Source organism: Rhizobium sp. CF122 (assembly GCF_000282035.1).
Classification (GTDB): domain Bacteria; phylum Pseudomonadota; class Alphaproteobacteria; order Rhizobiales; family Rhizobiaceae; genus Rhizobium.
In genome coordinates this window covers 53,937-76,139 of the sequence record NZ_AKKA01000080.1, presented here as the reverse complement: position 1 = coordinate 76,139, position 22,203 = coordinate 53,937, and the positions used below count along the sequence as shown (strand labels likewise).

At 60.1% G+C, this 22,203-nt stretch carries 22 protein-coding genes and 1 tRNA gene; 16 read left to right on the top strand and 7 right to left on the bottom strand.

The features are described from left to right. Positions 1–2 precede the first annotated feature (2 nt). From PMI09_RS19770 to msrA, 4 genes are all read left to right on the top strand, one after another. The gene (locus PMI09_RS19770; protein WP_007798456.1) at positions 3–962 is read left to right on the top strand and encodes a 2-hydroxyacid dehydrogenase; all 960 of its coding nucleotides are present in this window, start codon (positions 3–5) and stop codon (positions 960–962) included. 90 nt (positions 963–1,052) lie between these two features. After that, complete coding sequence (locus tag PMI09_RS19765) at positions 1,053–1,403, top strand: hypothetical protein (protein WP_007798454.1); 351 nt, start codon at positions 1,053–1,055, stop codon at positions 1,401–1,403. Positions 1,404–1,575: 172 nt separating this feature from the next. Continuing rightward, positions 1,576–2,880: a nicotinate phosphoribosyltransferase gene (gene pncB / locus PMI09_RS19760; protein WP_007798451.1), complete on the top strand. Its 1,305-nt coding sequence runs from the start codon at positions 1,576–1,578 to the stop codon at positions 2,878–2,880. 137 nt (positions 2,881–3,017) lie between these two features. Further along, positions 3,018–3,539 carry a peptide-methionine (S)-S-oxide reductase MsrA gene (msrA, locus tag PMI09_RS19755; RefSeq protein WP_007798448.1) on the top strand — a complete coding sequence of 174 codons (522 nt, stop codon included), beginning with the start codon at positions 3,018–3,020 and terminating at the stop codon, positions 3,537–3,539. 217 nt (positions 3,540–3,756) lie between these two features. On the opposite strand, the gene PMI09_RS19750 is transcribed toward msrA, so the two are convergent. Next, positions 3,757–3,846 (bottom strand) — tRNA-Ser (locus PMI09_RS19750). Between the two features lie 228 nt (positions 3,847–4,074). Here PMI09_RS19750 and PMI09_RS19745 point away from each other — a divergent pair. The 12 genes from PMI09_RS19745 (at position 4,075) to PMI09_RS19690 (ending at position 17,206) form a co-directional block, all read left to right on the top strand. Next, a complete protein-coding gene (locus PMI09_RS19745; protein ID WP_007798446.1) occupies positions 4,075–4,392 on the top strand; it encodes a hypothetical protein in 318 nt (105 codons plus the stop codon). Between the two features lie 307 nt (positions 4,393–4,699). After that, positions 4,700–5,692, top strand: a complete 993-nt coding sequence (locus PMI09_RS19740; RefSeq protein ID WP_007798443.1) for a BMP family lipoprotein — start codon at positions 4,700–4,702, stop codon at positions 5,690–5,692. Positions 5,693–5,760: 68 nt separating this feature from the next. Beyond that, positions 5,761–7,272, top strand: a complete 1,512-nt coding sequence (locus PMI09_RS19735) for an ABC transporter ATP-binding protein (RefSeq protein ID WP_037083609.1) — start codon at positions 5,761–5,763, stop codon at positions 7,270–7,272. 7 nt (positions 7,273–7,279) lie between these two features. Further along, a complete protein-coding gene (locus tag PMI09_RS19730; protein ID WP_007798437.1) occupies positions 7,280–8,383 on the top strand; it encodes an ABC transporter permease in 1,104 nt (367 codons plus the stop codon). A gap of 12 nt (positions 8,384–8,395) precedes the next feature. Continuing rightward, complete coding sequence (locus tag PMI09_RS19725; RefSeq protein ID WP_007798434.1) at positions 8,396–9,367, top strand: ABC transporter permease; 972 nt, start codon at positions 8,396–8,398, stop codon at positions 9,365–9,367. 4 nt (positions 9,368–9,371) lie between these two features. After that, positions 9,372–9,761: a cytidine deaminase gene (locus PMI09_RS19720; RefSeq protein ID WP_007798431.1), complete on the top strand. Its 390-nt coding sequence runs from the start codon at positions 9,372–9,374 to the stop codon at positions 9,759–9,761. Further along, positions 9,758–10,561 carry a purine-nucleoside phosphorylase gene (locus PMI09_RS19715; RefSeq protein ID WP_007798429.1) on the top strand — a complete coding sequence of 268 codons (804 nt, stop codon included), beginning with the start codon at positions 9,758–9,760 and terminating at the stop codon, positions 10,559–10,561. The genes PMI09_RS19720 and PMI09_RS19715 overlap by 4 nt, the downstream gene beginning before the upstream one ends. After that, a complete protein-coding gene (gene deoC / locus PMI09_RS19710; protein WP_007798426.1) occupies positions 10,558–11,334 on the top strand; it encodes a deoxyribose-phosphate aldolase in 777 nt (258 codons plus the stop codon). The genes PMI09_RS19715 and deoC overlap by 4 nt, the downstream gene beginning before the upstream one ends. Position 11,335: 1 nt before the next feature. Continuing rightward, the gene (gene deoA, locus PMI09_RS19705) at positions 11,336–12,655 is read left to right on the top strand and encodes a thymidine phosphorylase (RefSeq protein WP_037083583.1); all 1,320 of its coding nucleotides are present in this window, start codon (positions 11,336–11,338) and stop codon (positions 12,653–12,655) included. 353 nt (positions 12,656–13,008) lie between these two features. Beyond that, a complete protein-coding gene (locus PMI09_RS19700) occupies positions 13,009–14,091 on the top strand; it encodes a substrate-binding domain-containing protein (protein WP_007798419.1) in 1,083 nt (360 codons plus the stop codon). 78 nt (positions 14,092–14,169) lie between these two features. Then, positions 14,170–16,422: an ABC transporter permease gene (locus tag PMI09_RS19695; protein WP_007798416.1), complete on the top strand. Its 2,253-nt coding sequence runs from the start codon at positions 14,170–14,172 to the stop codon at positions 16,420–16,422. Then, positions 16,415–17,206, top strand: a complete 792-nt coding sequence (locus PMI09_RS19690) for an ATP-binding cassette domain-containing protein (RefSeq protein ID WP_007798413.1) — start codon at positions 16,415–16,417, stop codon at positions 17,204–17,206. The genes PMI09_RS19695 and PMI09_RS19690 overlap by 8 nt, the downstream gene beginning before the upstream one ends. Before the next feature lie 37 nt (positions 17,207–17,243). On the opposite strand, the gene PMI09_RS19685 is transcribed toward PMI09_RS19690, so the two are convergent. From PMI09_RS19685 to PMI09_RS19660, 6 genes are all read right to left on the bottom strand, one after another. Beyond that, the gene (locus tag PMI09_RS19685; RefSeq protein WP_007798410.1) at positions 17,244–17,765 is read right to left on the bottom strand and encodes a TIGR02281 family clan AA aspartic protease; all 522 of its coding nucleotides are present in this window, start codon (positions 17,763–17,765) and stop codon (positions 17,244–17,246) included. Between the two features lie 149 nt (positions 17,766–17,914). Next, on the bottom strand, positions 17,915–18,544 hold the full coding sequence (upp, locus tag PMI09_RS19680; RefSeq protein WP_024313419.1) for a uracil phosphoribosyltransferase: 630 nt from the start codon (positions 18,542–18,544) through the stop codon (positions 17,915–17,917). A gap of 106 nt (positions 18,545–18,650) precedes the next feature. Next, entirely contained in the window at positions 18,651–19,619 is a 969-nt protein-coding gene (locus PMI09_RS19675) for an adenosine deaminase (protein ID WP_007798404.1), read from the bottom strand. Beyond that, on the bottom strand, positions 19,616–20,836 hold the full coding sequence (locus PMI09_RS19670; RefSeq protein ID WP_007798401.1) for a phosphopentomutase: 1,221 nt from the start codon (positions 20,834–20,836) through the stop codon (positions 19,616–19,618). The genes PMI09_RS19675 and PMI09_RS19670 overlap by 4 nt, the downstream gene beginning before the upstream one ends. Before the next feature lie 97 nt (positions 20,837–20,933). Continuing rightward, the gene (locus PMI09_RS19665) at positions 20,934–21,509 is read right to left on the bottom strand and encodes a TadE/TadG family type IV pilus assembly protein (protein WP_007798399.1); all 576 of its coding nucleotides are present in this window, start codon (positions 21,507–21,509) and stop codon (positions 20,934–20,936) included. Further along, positions 21,509–22,126 carry a TadE/TadG family type IV pilus assembly protein gene (locus PMI09_RS19660; RefSeq protein WP_007798395.1) on the bottom strand — a complete coding sequence of 206 codons (618 nt, stop codon included), beginning with the start codon at positions 22,124–22,126 and terminating at the stop codon, positions 21,509–21,511. Before PMI09_RS19660 ends, PMI09_RS19665 begins: the two co-directional genes overlap by 1 nt. Between the last annotated feature and the right edge of the window lie 77 nt (positions 22,127–22,203).

Here is a 22,203-nt window from a genome sequence, read left to right as displayed (position 1 = left end):
TCATGCCCACAAGACCGCCCATTCTCGTCGATCTCAAGTTCGACCCCGACACCGTTGCCCGCATCCTCAAGAGCGCTTTTCCGGATCGCGGCAGCATCAATCTCGCCGACCCCGCAAACAAGGATCGCGATCTGACCGGCATCGACCATGCGCTGCTCTGGAAGCCGGACGCGGATCTTTTCACTCGCGCTCCCAATCTCAAGGTCATCTTCTCGGGTGGCGCCGGCGTCGACAGCTTCATGAACCTGCCGGGCTTGCCTGATGTGCCGATCGTTCGCTTCTCCGACCGCAGCCTGACGACCCGGATGAGCGAATGGGTGGTGATGCAGTGCCTCATGCACCTCCGACAGCAGCATCAGCACGACAAGGACCAGCGGGCGCGCATCTGGGGCAAGCTGGTTCCGCCTGAAGCGTCCGAGATCACCGTCGGCATCATGGGCCTTGGCGTGCTCGGACAGGACGCGGCGTACAAGCTGAAGGTCATGGGGTTCAACGTCATCGGCTGGTCGCGCAGCCGCAAGGATATCGAGGGTATCGAGACGTTCGATTCCGGTCAGCTCGATGAATTCCTCTCCAGAACGGATTTTCTCGTCGGTCTGCTGCCGCTGACGCCCGAGACGACCGGCTTCTACAATGCGGCGCTGTTTTCAAAGCTGCGCCAGGGCGGCGCGCTCGGCAAGCCGGTGTTCATCAATGCTGGGCGGGGAAAGAGCCAGGTGCAGGCCGACATCGTCGCCGCAATTCAGGGCGGTGTGCTCGGGGGCGCCTCGATCGACGTATTCGCGGTCGAGCCGCTGCCGTCCGACGATCCGCTCTGGGAGCTGGAGAACGTTTTCATCACGCCGCACGATGCGGCCGTATCCGATGAAACCGCGCTCTTCCGGCACGTCGAGCGCCAGATCGCCCGCTATGAGAGCGGCGAGCCGCTGCAATTCGTTGTCGACAGACAGGTGGGCTATTGAGCGCAGGAACCATGCTGCGCGCCATTCGTTTTTCTCCCAGATGAAGTGCTGGGCCGACAATGGCTCGCGCGACTCCGGAAGGAGAAAGACATGGCTCACCAGACGGAAACGCGCTGGGAAAAGTCCGACGGCAAGCTCCACGCCGAAGAAACGATCTCGTCAGTCAAGGCGAAGCAGGGCCGAATGGGCACTCGTATTCTTATGGTCCTGATCGTCGCGTTGGCGCTTGCCTTCATCGTATGGATCCCCGTTGAAATCTGGGGCAAGAAGGAGGCGGCGGACATCGCTCCGCAGCAACCTGGACAGCAAATTCAATCGCAACAGCCGGCACCGGCAGCACCACCGTCACTGCAGAACGGCAACGCGGTGCCGACCGAGACGCCGTCTCAGCCGCCGGCATCGAATCCGGCATCGGCAACCCCGAAGGCCCCGGCGCAATAAGAAAGGCGCGGGTCAGGCGGTCACAAGGAAGCATCCTGTCGCACAGCCGGCAGGGTGCTTTTCTGTTTGCGCTGGACTTTACCGGCTGATTTTTCGATAAGAAGGCGCACGAGCCGGTCTTCGTGCGTCGGCTTATGACGCGATTTGTCCGGTTTGGGAATGGGCGGAGTTCATGGCCAAGACCGATATCGCAAGGCGCGTTTACAATCACACCTGGAAGCTCGATCCGATTGTTCGCAGCCTGATCGACACAGACTTCTACAAGCTGTTGATGCTGCAGATGATCTGGAAGCTCTATCCTGATGTAAACGCCACATTCACGCTCATCAACCGCACCAAACGCGTGCTGCTGGCCGAAGAGATCGACGAGGGCGAATTGCGCGAGCAGCTCGATCATGCCCGTTCGCTCCGCCTCTCCAAGAAGGAGATGATCTGGCTCGCAGGTAACAGTTTTTATGGGCGCGCGCAGATTTTCGAGCCTGAGTTCCTAGCCTGGCTCTCGCATTTCCAGCTGCCCGAATACGAGCTGTCGAAGCGCGATGGCCAATATGTGCTGGACTTCCACGGATCGTGGAAGGACACGACCATGTGGGAAATTCCGGCGCTCGCCATCATCAACGAGCTTCGGTCGCGCTCGGCCATGAAGGCGCTCGGGCCGTTTACGCTCGATGTACTCTATGCCCGCGCCAAGGCACGGATGTGGGAAAAGGTGGAGCGACTGCGCGAATTGCCCGGTCTGCGCATCTCCGATTTCGGCACGCGCCGCCGCCACAGCTTCCTGTGGCAGCGCTGGTGCGTCGAGGCGCTGAAGGAAGGCATTGGTCCCGCCTTCACCGGTACCAGCAACGTCCTGCTCGCCATGGATTCCGATCTCGAAGCGGTGGGCACGAACGCCCACGAACTGCCGATGGTGGCCGCAGCACTGGCGAAGAACGACGCCGAGTTGCACAACGCGCCCTACAAAGTTCTGCGCGATTGGAACAAGCTCTACGGCGGCAACCTGCTGATCGTCCTTCCGGATGCCTTCGGCACCGCCGCCTTCCTGCGCGACGCGCCCGAATGGGTCGCTGATTGGACTGGTTTCCGTCCGGACAGCGCACCACCGATCGAGGGCGGCGAGAAGATCATCGAGTGGTGGAAAAAGATGGGCCGCGATCCGCGCCAGAAGCTGCTCATCTTCTCGGACGGGCTCGATGTCGATGCCATCATCGACACCTACAAGCACTTCGAGGGGAAGGTGCGCATGAGCTTCGGCTGGGGCACCAACCTCACCAACGATTTCGCCGGCTGTGCACCGACCGAGATCTCCGGGCTCAACCCGATCTCCATCGTCTGCAAGGTCATCGACGCCAACGGCCGCCCTGCCGTTAAACTATCGGACAATCCGCAGAAGGCGACTGGCGATCCGGCCGAGGTTCAGCGCTATCTGAAATTCTTCGGGACGGAAGACCGCGTCGACCAGGCGGTGCTTGTCTGAGAGATTTCCGTGACGCCGGACGGAGCCGCGATAACCGCGCCGAACCTGGCAAAACCCGGACGCGGTCCCCATTTAGGCAAGTGCGGGCGCGGGCTGCCGAAGTTTGACGCCCATCTTTGACCTGAAAGGACGATCCAATGACTGTAGAGCGTGCGGTACTGGCGGGCGGTTGCTTTTGGGGTATGCAGGATCTCATCAGACGCTATCCGGGCGTCGTGTCCACGCGCGTGGGCTACACCGGTGGCGAGGTGGCGAACGCGACCTACCGGAATCACGGCAATCACGCCGAGGCGATCGAGATCATGTTCGATCCCGCGAAGATCAGCTACCGTGACATCCTCGAGTTCTTTTTTCAGATCCATGATCCGACGACACTCAACCGGCAAGGCAATGATCTCGGCGCCAGTTACAGGTCGGCGATATTCTACACGAGCGACAAACAGCAGTTGACCGCCGAAAACACCATTGCTGACGTGGACGCATCGGGTCTATGGCCCGGGAAAGTCGTTACCGAAGTCGTTCCCGCAAGCGATTTCTGGGAAGCGGAACCTGAGCACCAGGATTATCTGGAACGCATTCCGAACGGATACACATGCCACTTTGTCCGACCCGGGTGGAAGTTGCCGAAACGGCAGCAAGACACCGCCGCCGTTGGATGACCGGAACGTGTGCGAAACGAAGGAGGCCCTGCCGTAAGGCAGGGCCTTTTGCATTTCGGGATGGATGTCGGGAGGTAACGCACATCAAGAAGCAAACTTTTGCCCTCGATCGCTATTCAAACGGCCATCATGCCCATGCAGACGGTCGGTCGAGACGCGCAACCGTTGCCACGTGATCTCCCAAGCAGTTGTAAACAAATCACTTCTTTGAAAGAAATGGCGGACAGAGAGGGATTCGAACCCTCGGTACGCTTTCACGTACACACGCGTTCCAGGCGTGCGCCTTCAACCACTCGGCCACCTGTCCTTTGGCGGTCTGCATCGGCGAAGATGCAAATCGTCGGAACGGCCGCGATATATACCGATGAATTTTCGCCGATCAACCCAAATCTAACAGTTTTTTGACTTCTTCCGGTAAAAGTGTGGCTAAGCCCTCCATTGCAGTTCCATCAGCCCGTAGCTATCTTTTATTGCAGGTGGAAAATGGCGCGGCTGGCCGGGCAAGAGCCCGGTGCGTTGATGGCCGGAGAGTTCGATGCGTTTCCTTTTGCGTTTGGCGAGTCTTGTTGCGCTGGCTGTTGCCGTGATTGCCGGAACGATCGATTCAATTCAGTCCGTTGCCGCCTCCTCCGTGGTCATAACGCCGATGGGCGACGCGTGGCAGGATCTGAGCCCGTCGTCGCTGGAAAGCCTGCAAGCAACGATCGCCTACTATATCCACCCGCGGTTCTATACCCTTGCCTTCCAGTGGCTGATGCTCCAGCCGGCCTTCGCCGTGTTTCTGGTGCTGTCGCTGCTGTTGTGGATGGCGGGCTACAAGAAACCGCCGATCGCCGGCCGCTTTGCCGCATAAGAAGCAGCATTGTCCTGGACATCCCCAGCCCGACATCAGACGATGATATCGAAACGGTCGTCACGCCTGGATTGGCTAGAAAAATCGCAACCCGACGATGATTTTGAGCAAAAATCAGCCCGTCTGAGCTGATTTTTGGCAATTGCGGCAAATTTTTACCAGTCGAAAAATTTCTCGTGAAATTTTTTTTGAGCCATGCAAGGATGCGCCCAGCCAGGCCTCCGGGGGGAGGTCGGTGGTTCCGCAGACATGCCTGAACGGGCTTGCGGGAGGACCCAAACAAATAGAAACAATAGGGCTGCAACTCATGAAAAAATCCCTTCTGACTCTCCTGGCCGTGGCTGCCATGTCCACGACGGCGCTCGCCGCCGACGTCAAGCCGGCGCTCGTTTACGGCACCGGCGGGAAGTTCGATAAGTCTTTTAACGAAGCAGCCTTTAATGGCGCTGAGAAATTCAAGAAAGAAACCGGGATCGCTTATCGCGACTTCGAGCCGACCGGCGACACCCAGGGCGAGCAGGCGATCCGCAACTTCGCAAGCCGTGGTTTCAACCCGGTTATCGCCGTCTCCTTTGCGTGGACCTCGGCCATCGAGAAGGTCGCGGCTGAGTTTCCCGACACAAAGTTCGTCATCGTTGACGCCGTCGTCGACAAGCCGAACGTCCGTTCCGTCGTTTACAAGGAAGAAGAAGGTTCCTTCCTCGTTGGCACTCTCGCAGGCCTCGCTTCCAAGACCGGCAAGGTGGGCTTCGTCGGTGGCATGGACATTCCGCTGATCCGCAAGTTCGAATGCGGCTACGAGCAGGGCGCACGCTCCGTCAAGGCCGATATCGAGGTGTTCCAGAACATGACCGGCACGACGGGCGCTGCCTGGAATGACCCGGTCCGTGGTGGCGAACTCACCAAGAACCAGATCGATCAGGGCGCGGACGTCGTCTACGCGGCAGCGGGCGCAACCGGCCTCGGCGTCTTGCAGACGGCCGCCGACAACAAGAAGCTCTCGATCGGCGTCGACAGCAACCAGAACCACCTTCACCCGGGCTCCGTCCTGACCTCGATGGTCAAGCGCGTTGACCTCGCCGTCTACAACGGCTTCAGCGACGTCAAGGGCGACAAGTTCACGGCCGGCGTGCTGGCGCTCGGCGTCAAGGAGGACGGCGTTGGCGCCGCCATCGACGACAACAACAAGGCCCTGATCACGCCGGAAATGCAGGCCGCGCTCGACAAGGCCAAGGAAGGCATCATCGCGGGAACCATCAAGGTTCACGACTACACGACGGACAACGCTTGCCCGAAGTGATCCGTGACTGAGACGGGCGTATGGCGGAGTTGCTCCGTCATACGCCCTTTTCGTATTTGGAGCCTGCTGTGACAGACACGCCCGCTATCGAACTTGTGGGCATCGACAAGAAATTCGGTGCCGTTCACGCCAACAAGGACATCAATCTTACCGTCGCCAAGGGCACGATTCATGGCATCATCGGGGAAAACGGTGCCGGCAAATCGACCTTGATGTCGATCATCTACGGTTTCTACCATGCCGATAGCGGTGAGATCCGCGTCAACGGCAATCCCGTGACCATCAAGGACAGCCAGGCCGCGATCGCTACCGGGATCGGCATGGTGCACCAGCACTTCATGCTGGTCGACAACTTTACGGTGCTCGAGAACATCATGCTTGGGGCCGAGGGCGGCGCGTTGCTGGCGAGGGGCGTCTCTTCCGCACGTGCCGAACTGCGGCGTCTGGAGAAGGACTACGGCCTCGAGGTCAATCCCGATGCGTTGATCGAAGAGCTTCCGGTCGGGTTGCAGCAGCGCGTCGAGATCCTCAAGGCCATGTACCGCGGCGCCGAGATCCTTATTCTCGACGAGCCGACCGGCGTGCTAACTCCGGCCGAAGCTGACCATCTTTTCAAGATCCTTCGTGTCCTGCGCGACCAAGGCAAGACCATCATTCTGATCACTCACAAGCTGCGCGAGATCATGGCGATCACCGACACCGTGTCCGTTATGCGCCGTGGCGAGATGGTCGCGACGCGCAAGACCTCCGAAACGACGGTCGAGGAACTTGCCGAACTGATGGTTGGCCGCCGGGTCCTGCTGCGGGTGCAGAAAGGCGAGGCCAATCCGGGCAAGGTGATCCTGTCGGTCCGCAACCTCACGGTTAAGGACAATCGCGGTGTCATCATGGTCGACAACGTGTCCTTCGATGTCCGCGCCGGCGAGATCGTCGGCATTGCCGGTGTCGCCGGCAATGGGCAGTCCGAATTGCTGGAGGCGATCGCGGGAATCCGCAAGCCGCATTCCGGGGAGATTTTCCTCGACGGGCAAACGATCGACAAGGCCGATCCTGCGCGCTTGCGCGAGCTTGGTCTCGCCCATATTCCGGAAGACCGGCATCACATGGGGCTGGTGCTGAAATTCGAGGAATACGAGAACTCGGTCCTCGGCTACCACCGCAATCCCGGCTACAGCAAGGGCCCGCTGCTCGATCTCGACGCGATCCGCAAGGACGCCATAGAGAAGATCGAGAAATACGACATCCGCCCGCCGAACCCGCGGCTGAAGACCGCGAACTTCTCCGGCGGCAACCAGCAGAAGATCGTCGTGGCGCGCGAGATCGAGCGCGATCCGACAGCGCTGATCATCGGCCAGCCGACCCGCGGCGTCGATATCGGCGCCATCGAATTCATTCACCGCCGGATCATCGAGATGCGCGACGCGGGCAAGGCGATCCTGCTCGTCTCCGTCGAACTCGACGAAATCCGCGCCCTTTCAGACCGTATCCTTGTCATGTTTGCCGGCCATGTCGTCGGCGAGAAGACGCCCGATGCCGGTGAACAGACCCTCGGCCTGATGATGGCCGGCATTGCCGCGTGAGGCCTTGATGAGCACTGCTTCAGTTCCACTTCCAAATTGGATCAATTACGGCCTCATCCCGCTGTTGAACCTGTTGGTCGCCTTCCTGATCTCCGGTTTCGTCGTCTGGCTGATCGGGGAGAGCCCGCTTGCCGCCCTGTCGTTGCTGATCGAAGGCGCGCTCGGCAGCGGCGAAGGCATCGGCTTTACGCTCTATTATGCGACGAGCTTCATCTTTACCGGTCTTTCCGTAGCGGTGGCCATTCATGCGGGCCTGTTCAACATCGGTTCGGAAGGCCAGGCCTACCTCGGCGGCCTCGGTTGTGCGCTGGTGGCATTGGCGCTCGACCACTATGTTCCATGGTATGTGACCATGCCGGTGGCGGTCGTCGGCGCAGGTCTCTTTGGCGCCGCCTGGGCGTTCATCCCCGCGTTCCTGCAGGCAAAGCGCGGCAGCCATATCGTCATCACCACCATTATGTTCAACTACATCGGCGCGGCATTGATGGTGTACCTGCTGGTGCATGTGCTTATCGTGCCCGGCAAGATGGCTCCGGAAACCCGGACCTTCCTTGAAGGCGGTCAATTGCCGAAGCTCGGCTGGCTGATGAACCTTTTCGGCGCCAAGCTTGGCGCCGCACCGTTCAACGTCTCCTTCCTTATCGCGCTCGTTGCCGCCTATTTCGTCTGGCTGCTGATCTGGCGCACCAAGCTCGGCTTCGAGATGCGGACGCTTGGCGTCAGCCAGAGTGCGGCGGCCTATGCGGGCATTCCCTATGCTCGTATCGTCATGATTGCGATGCTGCTGTCCGGCGCGCTTGCCGGCATGATGGCGCTGAACCCGGTGATGGGATCGTCGGCCCGCCTGCAGGTGGAGTTCGTGGGCGGCGCCGGTTTCGTTGGCATCGCCGTGTCGTTGATGGGGAGAAATCATCCCGTCGGGATCATCTTCTCGGCGATCCTCTTCGGCATCCTCTATCAGGGCGGCGACTGGATCTCCTTCGAGATGCCGACTATCACGCGCGAAATGATCCTGGTCATCCAGGGTCTCGTCATCCTCTTCGCGGGCGCCCTGGAATACATGTTCCGGCCTGCGATGGTTCGCGTCTACCAACAATACAAGGCCGCATGAGGGGAACGGACGATGGATTATTATGACATCTTCATCAGCGTCCTGAGTTCCACGATCCGCTTGTCGATCCCGCTGATCTTCACGGCGCTGGCAGGTCTGTTTTCCGAACGTGCCGGCATCTTCGATATCGGCCTCGAAGGCAAGATGCTTGGTTCGGCGTTTGCGGCAGCCTGCGTCGCGTATCTGACTGGCTCGGCTTGGCTCGGTCTTGGCGCCGGCATTATTTGCTCGGTGGCGCTCAGCCTCGTCCACGGCTTTGCTTCGATCACCAATCGCGGCAACCAGATCATCTCGGGCGTGGCGATCAACTTCTTCGTCGCCGGTATCACGATCGTCCTCGGCGGTGCGTGGTTCGGCCAGGGTGGTCGTACGCCGCAGCTGCTTCCCGAAGCCCGCTTCTCGCCGATCGTGCTGCCCGGTGCCGAGGCAATGCGCGGCGTCCCGGTTATCGGCCCGCTCTACGCCAATGTGATCTCGGGCAACAACATCCTGACCTATCTCGCCTTCCTCGCGGTTCCGCTTTCCTGGTGGATTCTCTATCGCACCCGCTTCGGCCTCCGGCTGCGCGCCGTCGGCGAAAATCCGGGCGCTGTCGATACGGCCGGCATTTCTGTGAGCTGGCTACGCTATCGCGCGGTCATGTGCGCCGGCATCCTGTGCGGCTTCTCCGGAACCTACCTGGCGATCGCGCAGTCAGCGGCCTTCATCAAGGACATGTCGGCCGGCAAGGGCTACATTGCGCTTGCAGCGCTGGTCTTTGCGAAGTGGAAGCCGGTGCCCGTCATGTTCGCCTGCCTGCTCTTCGGCTTTCTCGATGCGCTGGCAAACTTCATGCAGGGCAAGCAGGTACCACTGATCGGCGAAGTGCCAGTGCAGATCTTCCAGGCGCTGCCCTATATCCTCACCTGCATCCTGCTTGCCGGCTTCATCGGCGTGGCAATCCCGCCGAAGGCGGGTGGTGTCCCCTATACGAAGGAACGTTGAGAACATGTCCCACGATCTTTTCGAAGCCGCTCGCGGGGCTATGGCCTTCGCTCACGCCCCCTACTCGAAGTTTCCCGTCGGCGCGGCGATCCGCGCCGATGACGGCAAGGTCTACACTGGCGCCAATATCGAGAACCTGTCCTTCCCGCAGGGTTGGTGCGCGGAGCCGACGGCTATCAGCGCCATGATCATGGGCGGTGCCAAGAAGATCGTCGAAATGGCGGTGATCGCAGAGAAGCTGCCGCTCTGCCCGCCCTGCGGCGGTTGCCGTCAGAAGATCTCGGAGTTCGCTTCCAAGGATACGAAGATCTATCTCTGCGACGAAGCCGGCGTGAAGAAGACGATGACCATGGACGAGCTCCTGCCGTTCAGCTTCGAGACCGAACTCGGATGAGTGCGGCGCTGGACGTGCTTGCCGGCAGGCTCGGCGGCCTTTCGCCGCGTGTTGGCATCGTGCTTGGCTCCGGCCTTGGTTCGCTAGTCGGTGAAATGACGGACGCGCAGCGCATTCCATATCATGATTTGCCGGGCTTCCCGGTCAGCGCCGTCTCGGGCCATGCCGGCGAGGTGGTTGCCGGTTCGCTTGGCGGCGTTCCTGTTATCATGCTGTCCGGTCGGGTCCATTTCTACGAGAAGGGCGACGCGGGCGCGATGCGGCTGCCGATCGAAGTACTCAAGGGTCTTGGCATCGAGACGCTGATCCTTACCAACTCCGCCGGCTCCTTGCGGGACGACATGCCGCCTGGCTCTGTGATGCAGATCACCGATCACATCAATTATTCCGGCATGAATCCGCTGATTGGCGAGGAAAGCGACCGCCGCTTCGTTGGCATGACCAGCGCCTACGATGCAGGCCTCGCCGACGAGATGCGCAAGGCTGCAGAAAAGATCGGCATCGCCTTGTCGCAAGGCGTCTATATGTGGTTCTCCGGTCCGAGCTTCGAGACGCCCGCCGAAATCCGGCTGGCCCGCATTCTCGGCGCAGATGCCGTTGGCATGTCGACCGTGCCGGAGGTCATTATCGCGCGAATGCTGGGCTTAAGGGTTGCGGCAGCGTCCGTTATCACCAACTATGGAGCCGGTATGACCGGCGGCGAACTGAGCCATGACGAAACCAAGGACATGGCTCCGATCGGCGGGGCACGCCTCGCCGCCATACTGAAAGAAATGATTGCAGGAGAACGCGAACAATGACCAGTCATTCCAGCAAGGAGACGGCCGCCGTCGCACTCTCGCTTCTCGACCTGACCAACCTCAAGGACGACTGCACCGAGGCGCAGATCGACGCGCTGTGCGCGCGGGCTCAGACACCCTACGGCAACACCGCAGCGATCTGCATCTGGCCGCGCTTCGTCGCCCATGCGCGCGCCATTCTCGGTACAGGTCATCCGGTACGCATTGCGACTGTCGTCAATTTCCCTTTGGGCGAAATGGAAGTTGCCGACGTCGCCGCCGAGACCCGCGAGGCGATCGCCGATGGCGCCGATGAAATCGACCTCGTCATCCCTTATCGCAAATTCATGACGGGCAGCGGCAAGGCCGTCACCGATATGGTCGCGGCCGTCCGCGCCGAATGCAAGGATCCGATCCTCCTGAAGGTCATTCTCGAGACTGGCGAGATCAAGGATGCGGCGCTGATCCGTCGTGCCTCCGAACTTGCGATCGAGGCCGGTGCCGATTTCATCAAGACATCGACCGGCAAGGTCTCCGTCAATGCGACGTTGGAAGCGGCCGATATCATGTTGCGGGTCATCCGCCAGAGCGGCCACAAGGTCGGCTTCAAACCGGCGGGCGGTATCGGCTCGGTCGCGGACGCGGCCCTCTATCTGAGCCTTGCGGAAACGATCATGGCGCCCGACTGGCCGATGCCATCCACCTTCCGTTTCGGCGCGTCAGGATTGCTCGATGACATCCTTGCCGTTCTCAGCGGCACGCAGTCTGCTGCCGCTGCCGCATCGAGCTATTGAAATGATCCCGCAGGAGATCATCCGCCAAAAACGAAACGGCGGAACGCTTTCCGAAGAGGACATCCAATCGTTCATCGCCGCACTTGCGTCCGGTCAGCTTTCGGAAGGGCAGATTGGCGCCTTCGCCATGGCAGTTTGGTTCAAGGGCATGTCGCGGGACGAGGTTGTTGCGCTGACGCGCGCAATGGCGCGTTCGGGCGACACGCTCAGCTGGGCAGACATAGACCGGCCGATCGCCGACAAGCATTCGACAGGCGGCGTCGGCGATAATGTCTCCCTGATGCTTGCACCAATCGCGGCAGCGTGCGGCTTGGCGGTTCCGATGATTTCCGGGCGCGGTCTTGGCCATACCGGGGGGACACTGGACAAGCTCGAGGCCATTCCCGGCTACACCATCACCCCAGACGCAGCACTTTTCCGCAGGGTCGTGAAGGATGTCGGGTGCGCCATCATCGGCCAGACCGGAGCCCTTGCGCCTGCGGATGGCAAGCTCTACGCCGTGCGAGATGTCACCGCGACCGTCGACTCGATCCCCCTCATCACCGCCTCCATCCTGTCGAAGAAACTCGCGGCCGGGCTGCAGACACTGGTGCTCGATGTCAAGGTCGGTAGCGGCGCGTTCATGGCCGAGCCGAAGGACGCCGAGACACTGGCACGCGCGCTTGTCGATGTCGCCAATAGCGCTGGCGTCAGGACGTCGGCGCTGATCACCGACATGAACCAGCCGCTCGCGGATGCTGCAGGAAACGCCGTCGAGATTCGTAATTGCCTGGAATTTCTGGCCGGCAGGAAGAAGAATACGCGCCTCGAGGCGGCCGTGTTGGCCTTTGCGGCCGAGATGCTGATGAAATCAGGTATGGCTTCGTCACTGCAGGACGGTGAAACGAAGGCCGCGGACGCCCTTTCCGCAGGCAAAGCAGCCGAAAACTTCGGCCGTATGGTCCACCTGCTTGGCGGTCCCTCGGATCTCCTGGAAAAGCCAGACAAATACCTCGTCAAAGCGCCAGTAACCAAAGCGGTTCCCGCTCCTCAGTCCGGTTGGCTTTCGGGCTGCGACGTACGGGAGATCGGTATGACCGTCGTCGATCTCGGGGGGGGACGACGGCATCCGGACGACAGGATCGATCACCGCGTTGGGATATCCGACATCCTGCCGGTTGGCACCCGTGTCGAGCGAGGCGATCCGATTGCATTGGTGCATGCCGCCAGCGAGGTTTCGGCCGATGCGGCAATCGCTGCCCTGGCTGCCAACTACAGGATCGGCGAACGCCAACCTGCAATCCCTGATGTCGTTTGCGAGCGCATCGTGGCTATTGCCTGAGGCTGAGGGGCTCCTCAGAAACGGAATAGAAGGTAAGCTTCCTGAGAAAACTCATATCGGCCTGTGAGGATGAAAGGACATCATCCTTTGAGGAGAAGGCGGGACCACAGCGCTAGAGTTACGCGCCCATGCCTTCTTGGAGGCACCAAACACGACTTCGGCGGCTATTTGCCAGCAAAAGCAACCACGAGATGCTTACGAGGCGAACAAATTCGCCCCTACGATGAGTTCGCCGTTTACTTGCATTGGAATTGCGCAGAATATTAGCGCATGGGAGGAAGCCTTCGGGCCTTCGCTCTCTATAAATTGCGCCCGAACGGCTTTCCTCCCTTTGACTCAAGGGAGGACTAATCATGAGGCGGACTTTGCTGTACGCGGCGTCGGCTGCGGTACTGTCGCTCGGCGTTACGCATGCATTTGCGCAGTCGGGCGGTGTTGAGAAAGCGGTTGGCGGCTATGATTTTGCAGAAGCTGCCAAGGAAGCGCCCGACACGAAAAACTTCCATTCGGCTGATGGTCATTTGACCTTCGCGATTGTGACGCACACGGCAGGCAATGGCTTTTTTGACCCCGTCTATGTCGGTGCAACCGTTGCCGGCAACATGATCGGTGCCAAGATCCTGCTGCTCGGCTCGGAATCACCGGTTGACGATCCGGCGCGTGAGATCGAGATTCTGAACCAGATTGTCCAGGACCCGACAATCGACGGCATCATTATGACAACGCCGCAGGTCGGCGCCTACAATGACATCGTCAAGGCAGCCGAGGCCGCAGGCATACCGGTCGCCACAACCAACTCGTTCGATGCAACGATCCTGAACCGCAACGGCATAAGTCACACCGGCCAGGATGCATCGGCTGCAGCAATCGGCGGCGAGGCGCTTGCCAAGTGCGTGCTTGACAGCGGCGCGACCAGCGGCTCGATCCTGCTGCCGTCGTCTACCGCGATGGGCAACATCGAGGTCAATAATCGCGTGACCGCCGCCTTCAACGCCATCGTCAAAACGTTGAAGGATGCCGGCAAGCTTGACGCCTTTAAGGTTGATGCCGGGCCGGAGAATGTCGGCATAGACACGAATCCGAATGATCCCGTCAACGCGCTTGTTTCGCTCTTCGAGTCCCGTGGCGACGCAGTCGGCGCGTTTACAGCCAACAACGTCTTTACGCCGCCGCTCGTGAAGGCGGTCGCACAGATGGGGAAGACCGGCAAGTTCTGCGCCTTTGGGTTCGATCTCGGCCCGGCACAGCAAGAGGGGATCGCCGCTGAAAACCTGACCGGCTCCCTGGGGCAGCAACCGTTCCTGCAGGGCTTCTGGCCTGTCATGCAGCTTTACCTCCAGATCGATCGCGGTATTTCTGCCGCCAACCTGGACACGCGTGCCCAATTGGTGACGAAGGAGAACGTCGCAAAAGTTGGCAAGCGCTTCGAGAACTAACGGTTCGAAACGCCTGAGATCGATGCGGGATGACGCAAGCCTCCCGCATCGCGACGGCAAGATTGATCGGCGGAAACCATGGCGTCCACGACGACATCGCTAGGCCGTGCGCCGCCTCAGCTCGTCGGCGGCTGGGAGGCTGGGCTGCTGATATTCCTCGCCCTGCTCTACCTCGGCGGCGCCGTCGTTAATCCGGCCTTTTTTGGCTCTACGGAAGCCCTTCTGGCGCTACTTCGCGATACATCCCGTGTCGGAATCATCGCGGTCGGCATGACCTTTGTCATCGCCAACAAGGATCTCGATCTCTCGGTCGGCTCCACCTACGGCCTGATCGCCGTGGTTTTCGCCAGGCTTTTTGCGTCAAACATCCTCGACTTCGGCGTCATCGAGTCCGCAATCTTCTGTTTGCTGCTCGGCACAGTGATTGGCCTCATCAACGGCGTCCTCGTGACGATCCTGAGAGTGCCCGCCTTCATTGCAACGCTGACGATGCTTTTTATCGGTCGCGGCTTCGTTCTCGCGCTTACGCACGGTCAGGCGATCTATTATTCCGGCAAAGCCAAAGACTATCCGCTCTTCTTCCATCTCGGAGAGATCAACGTTTTCGGTTTCAATAACCAGATCGTAATCTTCCTCCTGGTCGCCATCGTCGGTGCCTATGTACTTGCCAAGACCCGGTGGGGCTATGAGACCTTCGCGACCGGGGGCAACGAGCAAGCTGCTGCCTATGCCGGCATCAACACGCGGTGGGTGCGCATTCGCGCTTATCTGCTATCATCGCTTTGCGCGACGCTTTCCGCGCTCCTGTCAGCTGCGCAGGACAAGGGTGTCACCCCTCTCTACGGCGTCAGCTGGGAACTTACTGCTATCGCATCTGTCGTCATTGGCGGCGCATCGATTCTCGGCGGGCGCGGGCGCGTCATCGGGTCTTGCCTAGGCGCCGCAGTCGTCGTGCTGATCGACAAGGTGTTGCGCGAAGGCTGGCCGATCACGCGCACCGTCGTTATCGATGGGGAGAGCATTGCCGTCGGCGCCAGGTTTACCCTGCCCGCCGGTGCCGTATTGGTTTTCCTGGGCCTGCTTCTTGTCACGGCCGTGCTCATCGAGCCCTTCCTCATTCGACGTCAGATTGTTGCCCGGTTCTGGGCCTGGCTCCGCAGTCGACCACCGCCGCCAGCCTATGAGACCAGCGGCGTGGCGCTGGAAGGTGTCCAGACTAAAGGGGCGATGGCGACCGATATTGCACTCTCGGCCACGGGGCTCGGCAAGTTCTTTGCGCGGCGCGACGCGTTGGCCATCATCCTGACTGCGGTGCTCTGGTTGGCCGGTCTGGCGCTGAGGCCGGACTACTGGTGGAACTTGCCCAACACCTTTGCGATCTTGCTCAACTACACAGAACTGGCGCTCATTACCGTCGGGCTCACCTACGTCATTGCAGCCGGCGATATCGATCTCTCCGTTGGGGCCGTGCTTGCGCTTGCCGGGAGCACCGCCGCCTATTTCCTGAAGGTGCTGGGCGCCGATCCATTTACCGCCGTGGCGATGGGTCTGCTTGCCGGGACGGCTGCCGGTTTCGTCAATGCCGTCGTCACAGTCGGCTTCAAGCTGCCGGCCTTCGTTGCCACGCTCGGTATGTTCTACATTGCTCGAGGTCTCGCCGCCTGGTTTGTCGCCGGCCAGCAATTGACCGGCTGGCCCGAAGGCTACAACCTGCTTGGCCGTAAGGTGAATGACGTTCTCCTGCATTTCGGCCTTTCGCTATCATCGGGAATCATTCGCACCGTGGCCGAGGTCGTCAGCATCCAGACGATCTTTATGTTTTTCGTCGCCCTCCTCGCCGGCATCGTGCTTGCCTACACACCGTTTGGACTGAAGGTCTGCGCTGCGGGTGGCAACGTCCGCGCGGCCGCTTATGCCGGCATCAACACCAACCGCGTGCGTTTCATCTCACTGATGCTGGCCGCTCTCTGCGCGACCATGGCCGGGATCATCAACGTCGCTTACTTCCGCAGCTTCAACCCGGTTGCCGGCCAGTTCCGAGAGCTTGACGCCATCGCCTCCGTCATCATCGGCGGCGGATCGATCTTCGGCGGTTACGGAACGATGATCGGCTCACTTGCCGGTGCAGCCGTAATCACGCTCGTCCGTGCACTCCTGCAGCTCAACGTCCAGGGCTTCAGCATGCCGCAGCACTGGATCAATGTCTTCATTGGGGTCATCCTCATCGTGGCAGTGCTGATCGACATCTGGGTGCGACAGGCCAATCTCTTCGGCCGACTGCGAACCCGTTTCGCGGCAGCCGCGCCAACGGGAGAGCGCATCCATGGCTGACATACAGCCCTTACAGCCGATTGTGGAAATGCGGGGCATCGAAAAAGCCTTCGGAGCGGTGCAGGCGCTCCGCAAAGTCGATCTCATCCTTTATCCTGGCGAGATTCTTGGCTTGGTCGGGGACAATTCGGCCGGCAAGTCGACGCTCATGAAGATCCTAACCGGCGCCTATCAGCGCGATTCCGGCGAAATCCTGGTTGCCGGGCAACCGGTGTATTTCAAGAGCCCGCACGAGAGCCGTGGCGCCGGAATCGAGATGATCTATCAGGACTTCGCACTTTGCGGGAACATGGATGTCGGCCAGAACATCTTCCTTGGCCGCTGGCCCCTCAAAGGCCCCTTCGTCGATCGACGGAAAATGTATGCCGAAGCGGACAGCGTTCTGAAACGGCTCAAAGTCGACGTGAATTCCGTCTATCAAAAGGTCGAGAGCCTATCGGGTGGCCGCCAGCAATCCGTGGCCATTGCCCGCGCGATCTCCTTCGAACCGCGCGTCGTGATCCTCGATGAGCCGACCGCCAACCTTTCCGTCATGGCCACCGAGCGGCTGCTCGAAACCATGCTGGAGCTGAAGAAACAAGGCGTTGCCCAAATCATTATCTCGCATCGTCTGGTCGACATTTTTGCGGTGGGCGATCGCGTCATGGTTCTCAAGCGCGGCGAGTATGTCGGCGACCGCTATGTCAGGAACACGGACGAGCATGAGGTCCTGGAGATCATTGTCTCCGGCACCCGGGAGAGTGCACTGACGGCCGACGAGGCGAGAAGCGTTGATCGGTCATGATGCCGCACGCGCAAGAAGGATCCCGATACCGGATCTTCTATTGCTTCAAACTGAGCGATCCGTCTGCAACGGAATAGGAGGCAAGTTTGCGCAGGAAGCTCATGCCGACGAGCGTGAAGGAAAGGGCATCATCCTTCAGCACGAAAGCCTCCACGTCGCGCACGCGGATGCCACCGATTTCCACGCGATCTAATATGACGTGCGCCGCCTTCGTGGTGCCGTTGGCAGTGTTTACCGAATAGCGGAAATCGAGCTGGTTGCCGGTATAGCCAAGGCGTCGGGCGAAGCTCTCGTTCAGCGCGATATAGGTCGCGCCTGTGTCGATCAGGCCCTGGACCTGTCGACCGTTGATCCTGAAGTCTCCGGAGTAATGTCCCTGGGCATCGGCCTGCAGGCGCATCGTGCCACCATTAACCGCCGTGGCAGGCACCGGCTCGGCGCTGGCTGTTACGAAGTTGGCCGAAACGACCGCTTCGCTTCCGGGTTTTCCCATCAGGGACGGTATTTGTGTGGCAAGCGCAGCAGCGACGCATGCAAAAATTACGGTACGCAGGAGCATCGGGACAGAAACTCTTCCTGTATAAACCCCGCGTCATGCGTGGCCATGCTTCTAGCTGCTACGCGATAATTGCTGACAAGTTCCTAATGCCGGCAAGCAAATGACCCGGCAAGCGTGTCCGGGCCATCAACTGGTAAACGGTTTGCGAATTATTTCGTGCCGTACATGCGATCGCCGGCGTCTCCGAGGCCGGGCATGATGTAGCCCTTCTCGTTCAGATGGCTGTCGATGGAGGCGGTGAAGACGGGAACATCGGGATGCGCATCGCGGAAATTCCTGATGCCCTCCGGCGCGGCCAGAAGGCAGAGGAAGCGAATGTTGTGGGCTCCCCGTTCCTTGAGCTTGTCGATCGCGGCGATCGACGAGTTGCCGGTCGCCAGCATCGGGTCGACGACGATGATCAAGCGCTCGGAGATGTCCTCGGGAGCCTTGAAGTAGTATTCGACCGGCTGCAACGTCTCGTGATCGCGGTAGACGCCGATATGCGACACGCGCGCCGACGGCACAAGGTCGAGCATGCCTTCGAGAAGGCCGTTGCCGGCCCGCAGGATCGAGGCGAAGACAAGCTTCTTACCCTCAAGGATCGGCGACTCCATCGTCTGCAGTGGAGTCTCGATGGTCTCCATCGTGAGCTCCAGATCGCGGGTCACTTCGTAGCAGAGCAGCGTGGAGATTTCGCGCAGGAGCCGACGGAAACTTCCGGTCGATGTCTCCTTGCGCCGCATGATCGTGAGTTTGTGCTGCACAAGCGGGTGATCGATGACCGTTACGCCGTCCATGGCCGGGCCCTTTCTGTCGTTGTTCTTATCGGATGTTTCTTCCATGGAAATTGCCTCCACCGCAAGAGCGGATGCCATTTTGCAACCTGATCCCAAGGCGAGCCGATCACATCCGGGCAAAAAGCGCCTGGCGCGTCGGCTCATCAACGAAGGCTGCCTCGATACCAGTTCGCGTCATCTCATCGATTGCGGCATCGCTGAAGCCAAAGGCATCGGCGGCCAACTCGTACTCGCGCTTCAGCGACGTGTGGAAGAACGGCGGGTCGTCCGAACTGATCGTCACGCGTATACCGGCGTCCTTGAGTTTTCGCAGCGGGTGCGATGCGAAATCCGGAAAGACCTTCAGCGCGATATTGGAGCCGGGACACACTTCCAGCACCGTTCCGAGATCGGCGAGCCGCTTCACGAGATCCTTGTCCTCGACCGCGCGCACGCCATGCCCAACGCGCGAGGGCCTGACAACGTCAAGCGCATCGGCAACGCTAAAGGCACCGCACACTTCACCCGCGTGAATGGTGAGGCCAAGCCCCGCATCACGCGCAATATCGAAGGCACGCGCATAATCGGCGACCCGACCCATCCGCTCCTCACCGGCAAGATTGAAACCAGTGACAAGCGGATTCTTTGCCTTGGCAGCATATTCGGCGGCGCCAATGACACTCTCAGGACCGAAATGACGCTCCCCCGTGACAATCAGACGTGCCTCGATACCGCTTCTCGCCTTCGCACGACGAATTCCCTCGCACACGCCCTCGATGTAAGCGTCCGCGCCAAGCCCGATCCGCTTGCCATGATCGGGAGACACGATTAGCTCGCTGTAGATCGTGCCTATAGCGGCGAGTTCCTCAAGATAGGTTTCGGTCAGCAGCGCGTAGTCTTCCTCGGTCTTGTAGACTTCGGAGACCTTATCGTAGCATTGCAGAAAGCTTGCGAAGTCATGCCAGACATAGGCGCCATCGGCCAGGTAGCTGCTGATGTCGATGTTGTACTTGCGAGCCTGCGCCAAGGTAAGCGTTGGCGGTGCCGCACCTTCCAGATGGCAGTGCAGCTCGACCTTCTTCAAATGCGATGTCATAGAAAACTTCTCCCGTGCGCGCCCGGCGGAATGCGCAGATGCCGGGCGATCGTCTCGCCGATATCAGCATAGGTGGCGCGTATGCCGATATCGCGAGAACGAAGCCCCGGTCCATAGGCAATGATCGGCACCCGTTCGCGCGTGTGATCCGTGCCACGCCACGTCGGATCGCAGCCGTGATCGGCGGTCAGGATGACGAGATCGCCGGGCTTCAGCTTGCCACCCACTTCGGGTAGCCTGGAATCAAAGGCTTCAAGGGCGGCGGCATAGCCCGCTACATCCCTGCGATGGCCATAGAGCATGTCGAAATCGACAAAGTTAGTGAAAACCAGGTCGCCATCCTCGGCGGTGTCCATGGCTGCGAGGCTCGCATCCATCAGCGCCTCATTGCCATTCGCCTTGACCACCCGGGACACTCCCTTATGCGCAAAGATGTCGCCGATCTTGCCAATGGCATGGACCTTGCGACCTTCCTTGACCAACCGATCGAGAAGTGTCGGCTCGGGCGGCGGCACCGAGAAGTCGCGCCGGTTTCCGGTACGCTGAAACTTGGAGGCGGTTTCCCCAACGAACGGCCGCGCGATGACGCGGCCGATGTTATGGTGGTCCAGCAGCGCCCGCGCGATCGTGCAGAAGGTCATGAGCCTGTCGAGGCCGAAATGCGTCTCGTGCGCTGCAACCTGGAAGACGGAGTCGGACGAGGTGTAGCAGATCGGCTTTCCGGTCCGGATATGCTCTTCGCCATGCCGGGCAATGATGTCGGTGCCGGAGGCATGACAATTACCGAGAATCCCCGGAACGTCCGCGGCCCTGCAGAGCGCCTCGACGAGTTGCGGTGGGAAGGCTTCGCCCTCAGTCGGAAAGTAGCCCCAGTCGAATGTTACCGGCGTCCCGGCGATTTCCCAGTGGCCGGATGGGGTATCCTTGCCACGCGAAACTTCGGTGGCCGAACCGAACATCGCATAGACCTTTTCCGGCACCGGCATCCCGGCCGGGAAGCGTCCCGAGGCGGCCTTGGCGAGATGGACCAGACCAAGAGCCGACATATTCGGAAGCTGGAGGGGGCCCGAGCGCAATCCCTCGCGATCGGCAGCGCCTGCCGCACAGAATTCCGCGATGTGCCCCAGCGTGTCGGCGCCCTCGTCGCCATAGGCAGCCGCGTCCGGCGCCCCGCCGACACCAAATGAATCCAGAACGAAAAGAAAGGCTCGCGCCATGCTCCACCTAGCGACAGATAATTGACGGCCCGCGCATCACGGACCACTCCTGAAGCCTTATAACGGCAGAGCGGACTTGGCAAACGAGCTTGGGGCGTCAGCAATCGCCGCAGGTGACGGTATCGCTTGCGCGGGGCAGGTAATAATAATTGCGGCTGATCGTGATCGTGCTGTTGTTCGGTACCAAGTTCGGCGCAAACAGGAACATCTTGTACGGAATGCTCAGTTCGGTACGAACCAGAAAGATGTTCGCTTTTTTCATATCGGCGGGCACCGTCGTGGCGGAATTCACAACGTATGGACGGCTGCCATCCTGCGCCCACGACCATGCCACCGTCGGGTTTGCGGTACCATCGAGAGCGATGCCCGTGATCTTGATGGTAAGGCCGGTCGAACCATAGGGAACGAACACCGCGGAAGCGACCGAGGGCATATCGGCAAGCCAGGACTTGGTTACGCTTTTCTGCTGCGTCACGACATCCGTGATCATCCCGGCTGCACGGCTTGCACGCTTGCTCATGCTGAGACCAATCGTGATCTCGAATGCGCCGACATAAAGCATCACCAGAATCGGGAACAGGATGGCGAACTCGATCGCACCCACGCCCTGCCGGTCGCCGACGAAGCGTCTTGCGAGCCGATGAAGCCGGATCAGTACACCACGACCTGCCATTACGGGTACTGCTCATTCTGGAACGCCGTCGTGGCGACCATCAGAAAGTATGACGACGACCCATCGGCCGGGCGGACGTTTGTAATATAAGGCCTGATCAGGTCGGTTATGACTTGCCAGCGATAGTAGGCCCGAACCATGTTGATCGTGCCCGAGCCACCGGGAAGATATTTAAAATCAGAGGTTTTGATGTCGGCGTAGGCGCTGGTGGACGTCTTCGGTATCGTCGTGGGAATGGCGGCAAAGGTGGCGAAGTTCTGTACGTCGATGAACAGCTTGCTCGGGGTGGCCACTTCCGTTGTAGAGCACTTTATCAGAATCGAAATCTCGTTGCAGAACGCCGTCCGAAAAGCTGCCACATCCGTATTCGCGGGCGTGATTTGTCCCGTTCGCATCTTGCGGCTCATCGTATCCACCGCATTGGACAGGAGTTCCTCGCCGGCAAAGGCAATGAATGTTTCGATGATTGCAAAGACCACCATGAAATAGGGTATGGCGAGGAGTGCAAATTCGATCGCGGCCGACCCGTCGCGAGAGTGCGCAAATGCGGCTAACCGCGACCGCTTCCGCCGATGGGGGCGGGAGGCCGCGTCCGCCGCTTGATCCGTTTCCTTCATGGCATGCATCCGGGACAGCTTCGACCACACGGTTTTAAAGGGTGATCGTTGATTTTCCGTTTCAAGCCGGATCAGAA

Coding starts and splice junctions, on each gene's coding strand:
- PMI09_RS19740 (WP_007798443.1), top strand. CDS start 4,700: ATGAAAAAATCCCTTCTGACTCTCCTGGCCGTGGCTGCCATGTCCACG.
- deoC (WP_007798426.1), top strand. CDS start 10,558: ATGACCAGTCATTCCAGCAAGGAGACGGCCGCCGTCGCACTCTCGCTT.
- PMI09_RS19770 (WP_007798456.1), top strand. CDS start 3: ATGCCCACAAGACCGCCCATTCTCGTCGATCTCAAGTTCGACCCCGAC.
- PMI09_RS19685 (WP_007798410.1), bottom strand. CDS start 17,765: ATGCTCCTGCGTACCGTAATTTTTGCATGCGTCGCTGCTGCGCTTGCC.
- PMI09_RS19675 (WP_007798404.1), bottom strand. CDS start 19,619: ATGACATCGCATTTGAAGAAGGTCGAGCTGCACTGCCATCTGGAAGGT.
- PMI09_RS19665 (WP_007798399.1), bottom strand. CDS start 21,509: ATGGCAGGTCGTGGTGTACTGATCCGGCTTCATCGGCTCGCAAGACGC.
- PMI09_RS19745 (WP_007798446.1), top strand. CDS start 4,075: ATGCGTTTCCTTTTGCGTTTGGCGAGTCTTGTTGCGCTGGCTGTTGCC.
- pncB (WP_007798451.1), top strand. CDS start 1,576: ATGGCCAAGACCGATATCGCAAGGCGCGTTTACAATCACACCTGGAAG.
- PMI09_RS19695 (WP_007798416.1), top strand. CDS start 14,170: ATGGCGTCCACGACGACATCGCTAGGCCGTGCGCCGCCTCAGCTCGTC.
- PMI09_RS19670 (WP_007798401.1), bottom strand. CDS start 20,836: ATGGCGCGAGCCTTTCTTTTCGTTCTGGATTCATTTGGTGTCGGCGGG.
- msrA (WP_007798448.1), top strand. CDS start 3,018: ATGACTGTAGAGCGTGCGGTACTGGCGGGCGGTTGCTTTTGGGGTATG.
- PMI09_RS19715 (WP_007798429.1), top strand. CDS start 9,758: ATGAGTGCGGCGCTGGACGTGCTTGCCGGCAGGCTCGGCGGCCTTTCG.
- PMI09_RS19720 (WP_007798431.1), top strand. CDS start 9,372: ATGTCCCACGATCTTTTCGAAGCCGCTCGCGGGGCTATGGCCTTCGCT.
- PMI09_RS19725 (WP_007798434.1), top strand. CDS start 8,396: ATGGATTATTATGACATCTTCATCAGCGTCCTGAGTTCCACGATCCGC.
- upp (WP_024313419.1), bottom strand. CDS start 18,544: ATGGACGGCGTAACGGTCATCGATCACCCGCTTGTGCAGCACAAACTC.
- deoA (WP_037083583.1), top strand. CDS start 11,336: ATGATCCCGCAGGAGATCATCCGCCAAAAACGAAACGGCGGAACGCTT.
- PMI09_RS19730 (WP_007798437.1), top strand. CDS start 7,280: ATGAGCACTGCTTCAGTTCCACTTCCAAATTGGATCAATTACGGCCTC.
- PMI09_RS19690 (WP_007798413.1), top strand. CDS start 16,415: ATGGCTGACATACAGCCCTTACAGCCGATTGTGGAAATGCGGGGCATC.
- PMI09_RS19700 (WP_007798419.1), top strand. CDS start 13,009: ATGAGGCGGACTTTGCTGTACGCGGCGTCGGCTGCGGTACTGTCGCTC.
- PMI09_RS19765 (WP_007798454.1), top strand. CDS start 1,053: ATGGCTCACCAGACGGAAACGCGCTGGGAAAAGTCCGACGGCAAGCTC.
- PMI09_RS19660 (WP_007798395.1), bottom strand. CDS start 22,126: ATGAAGGAAACGGATCAAGCGGCGGACGCGGCCTCCCGCCCCCATCGG.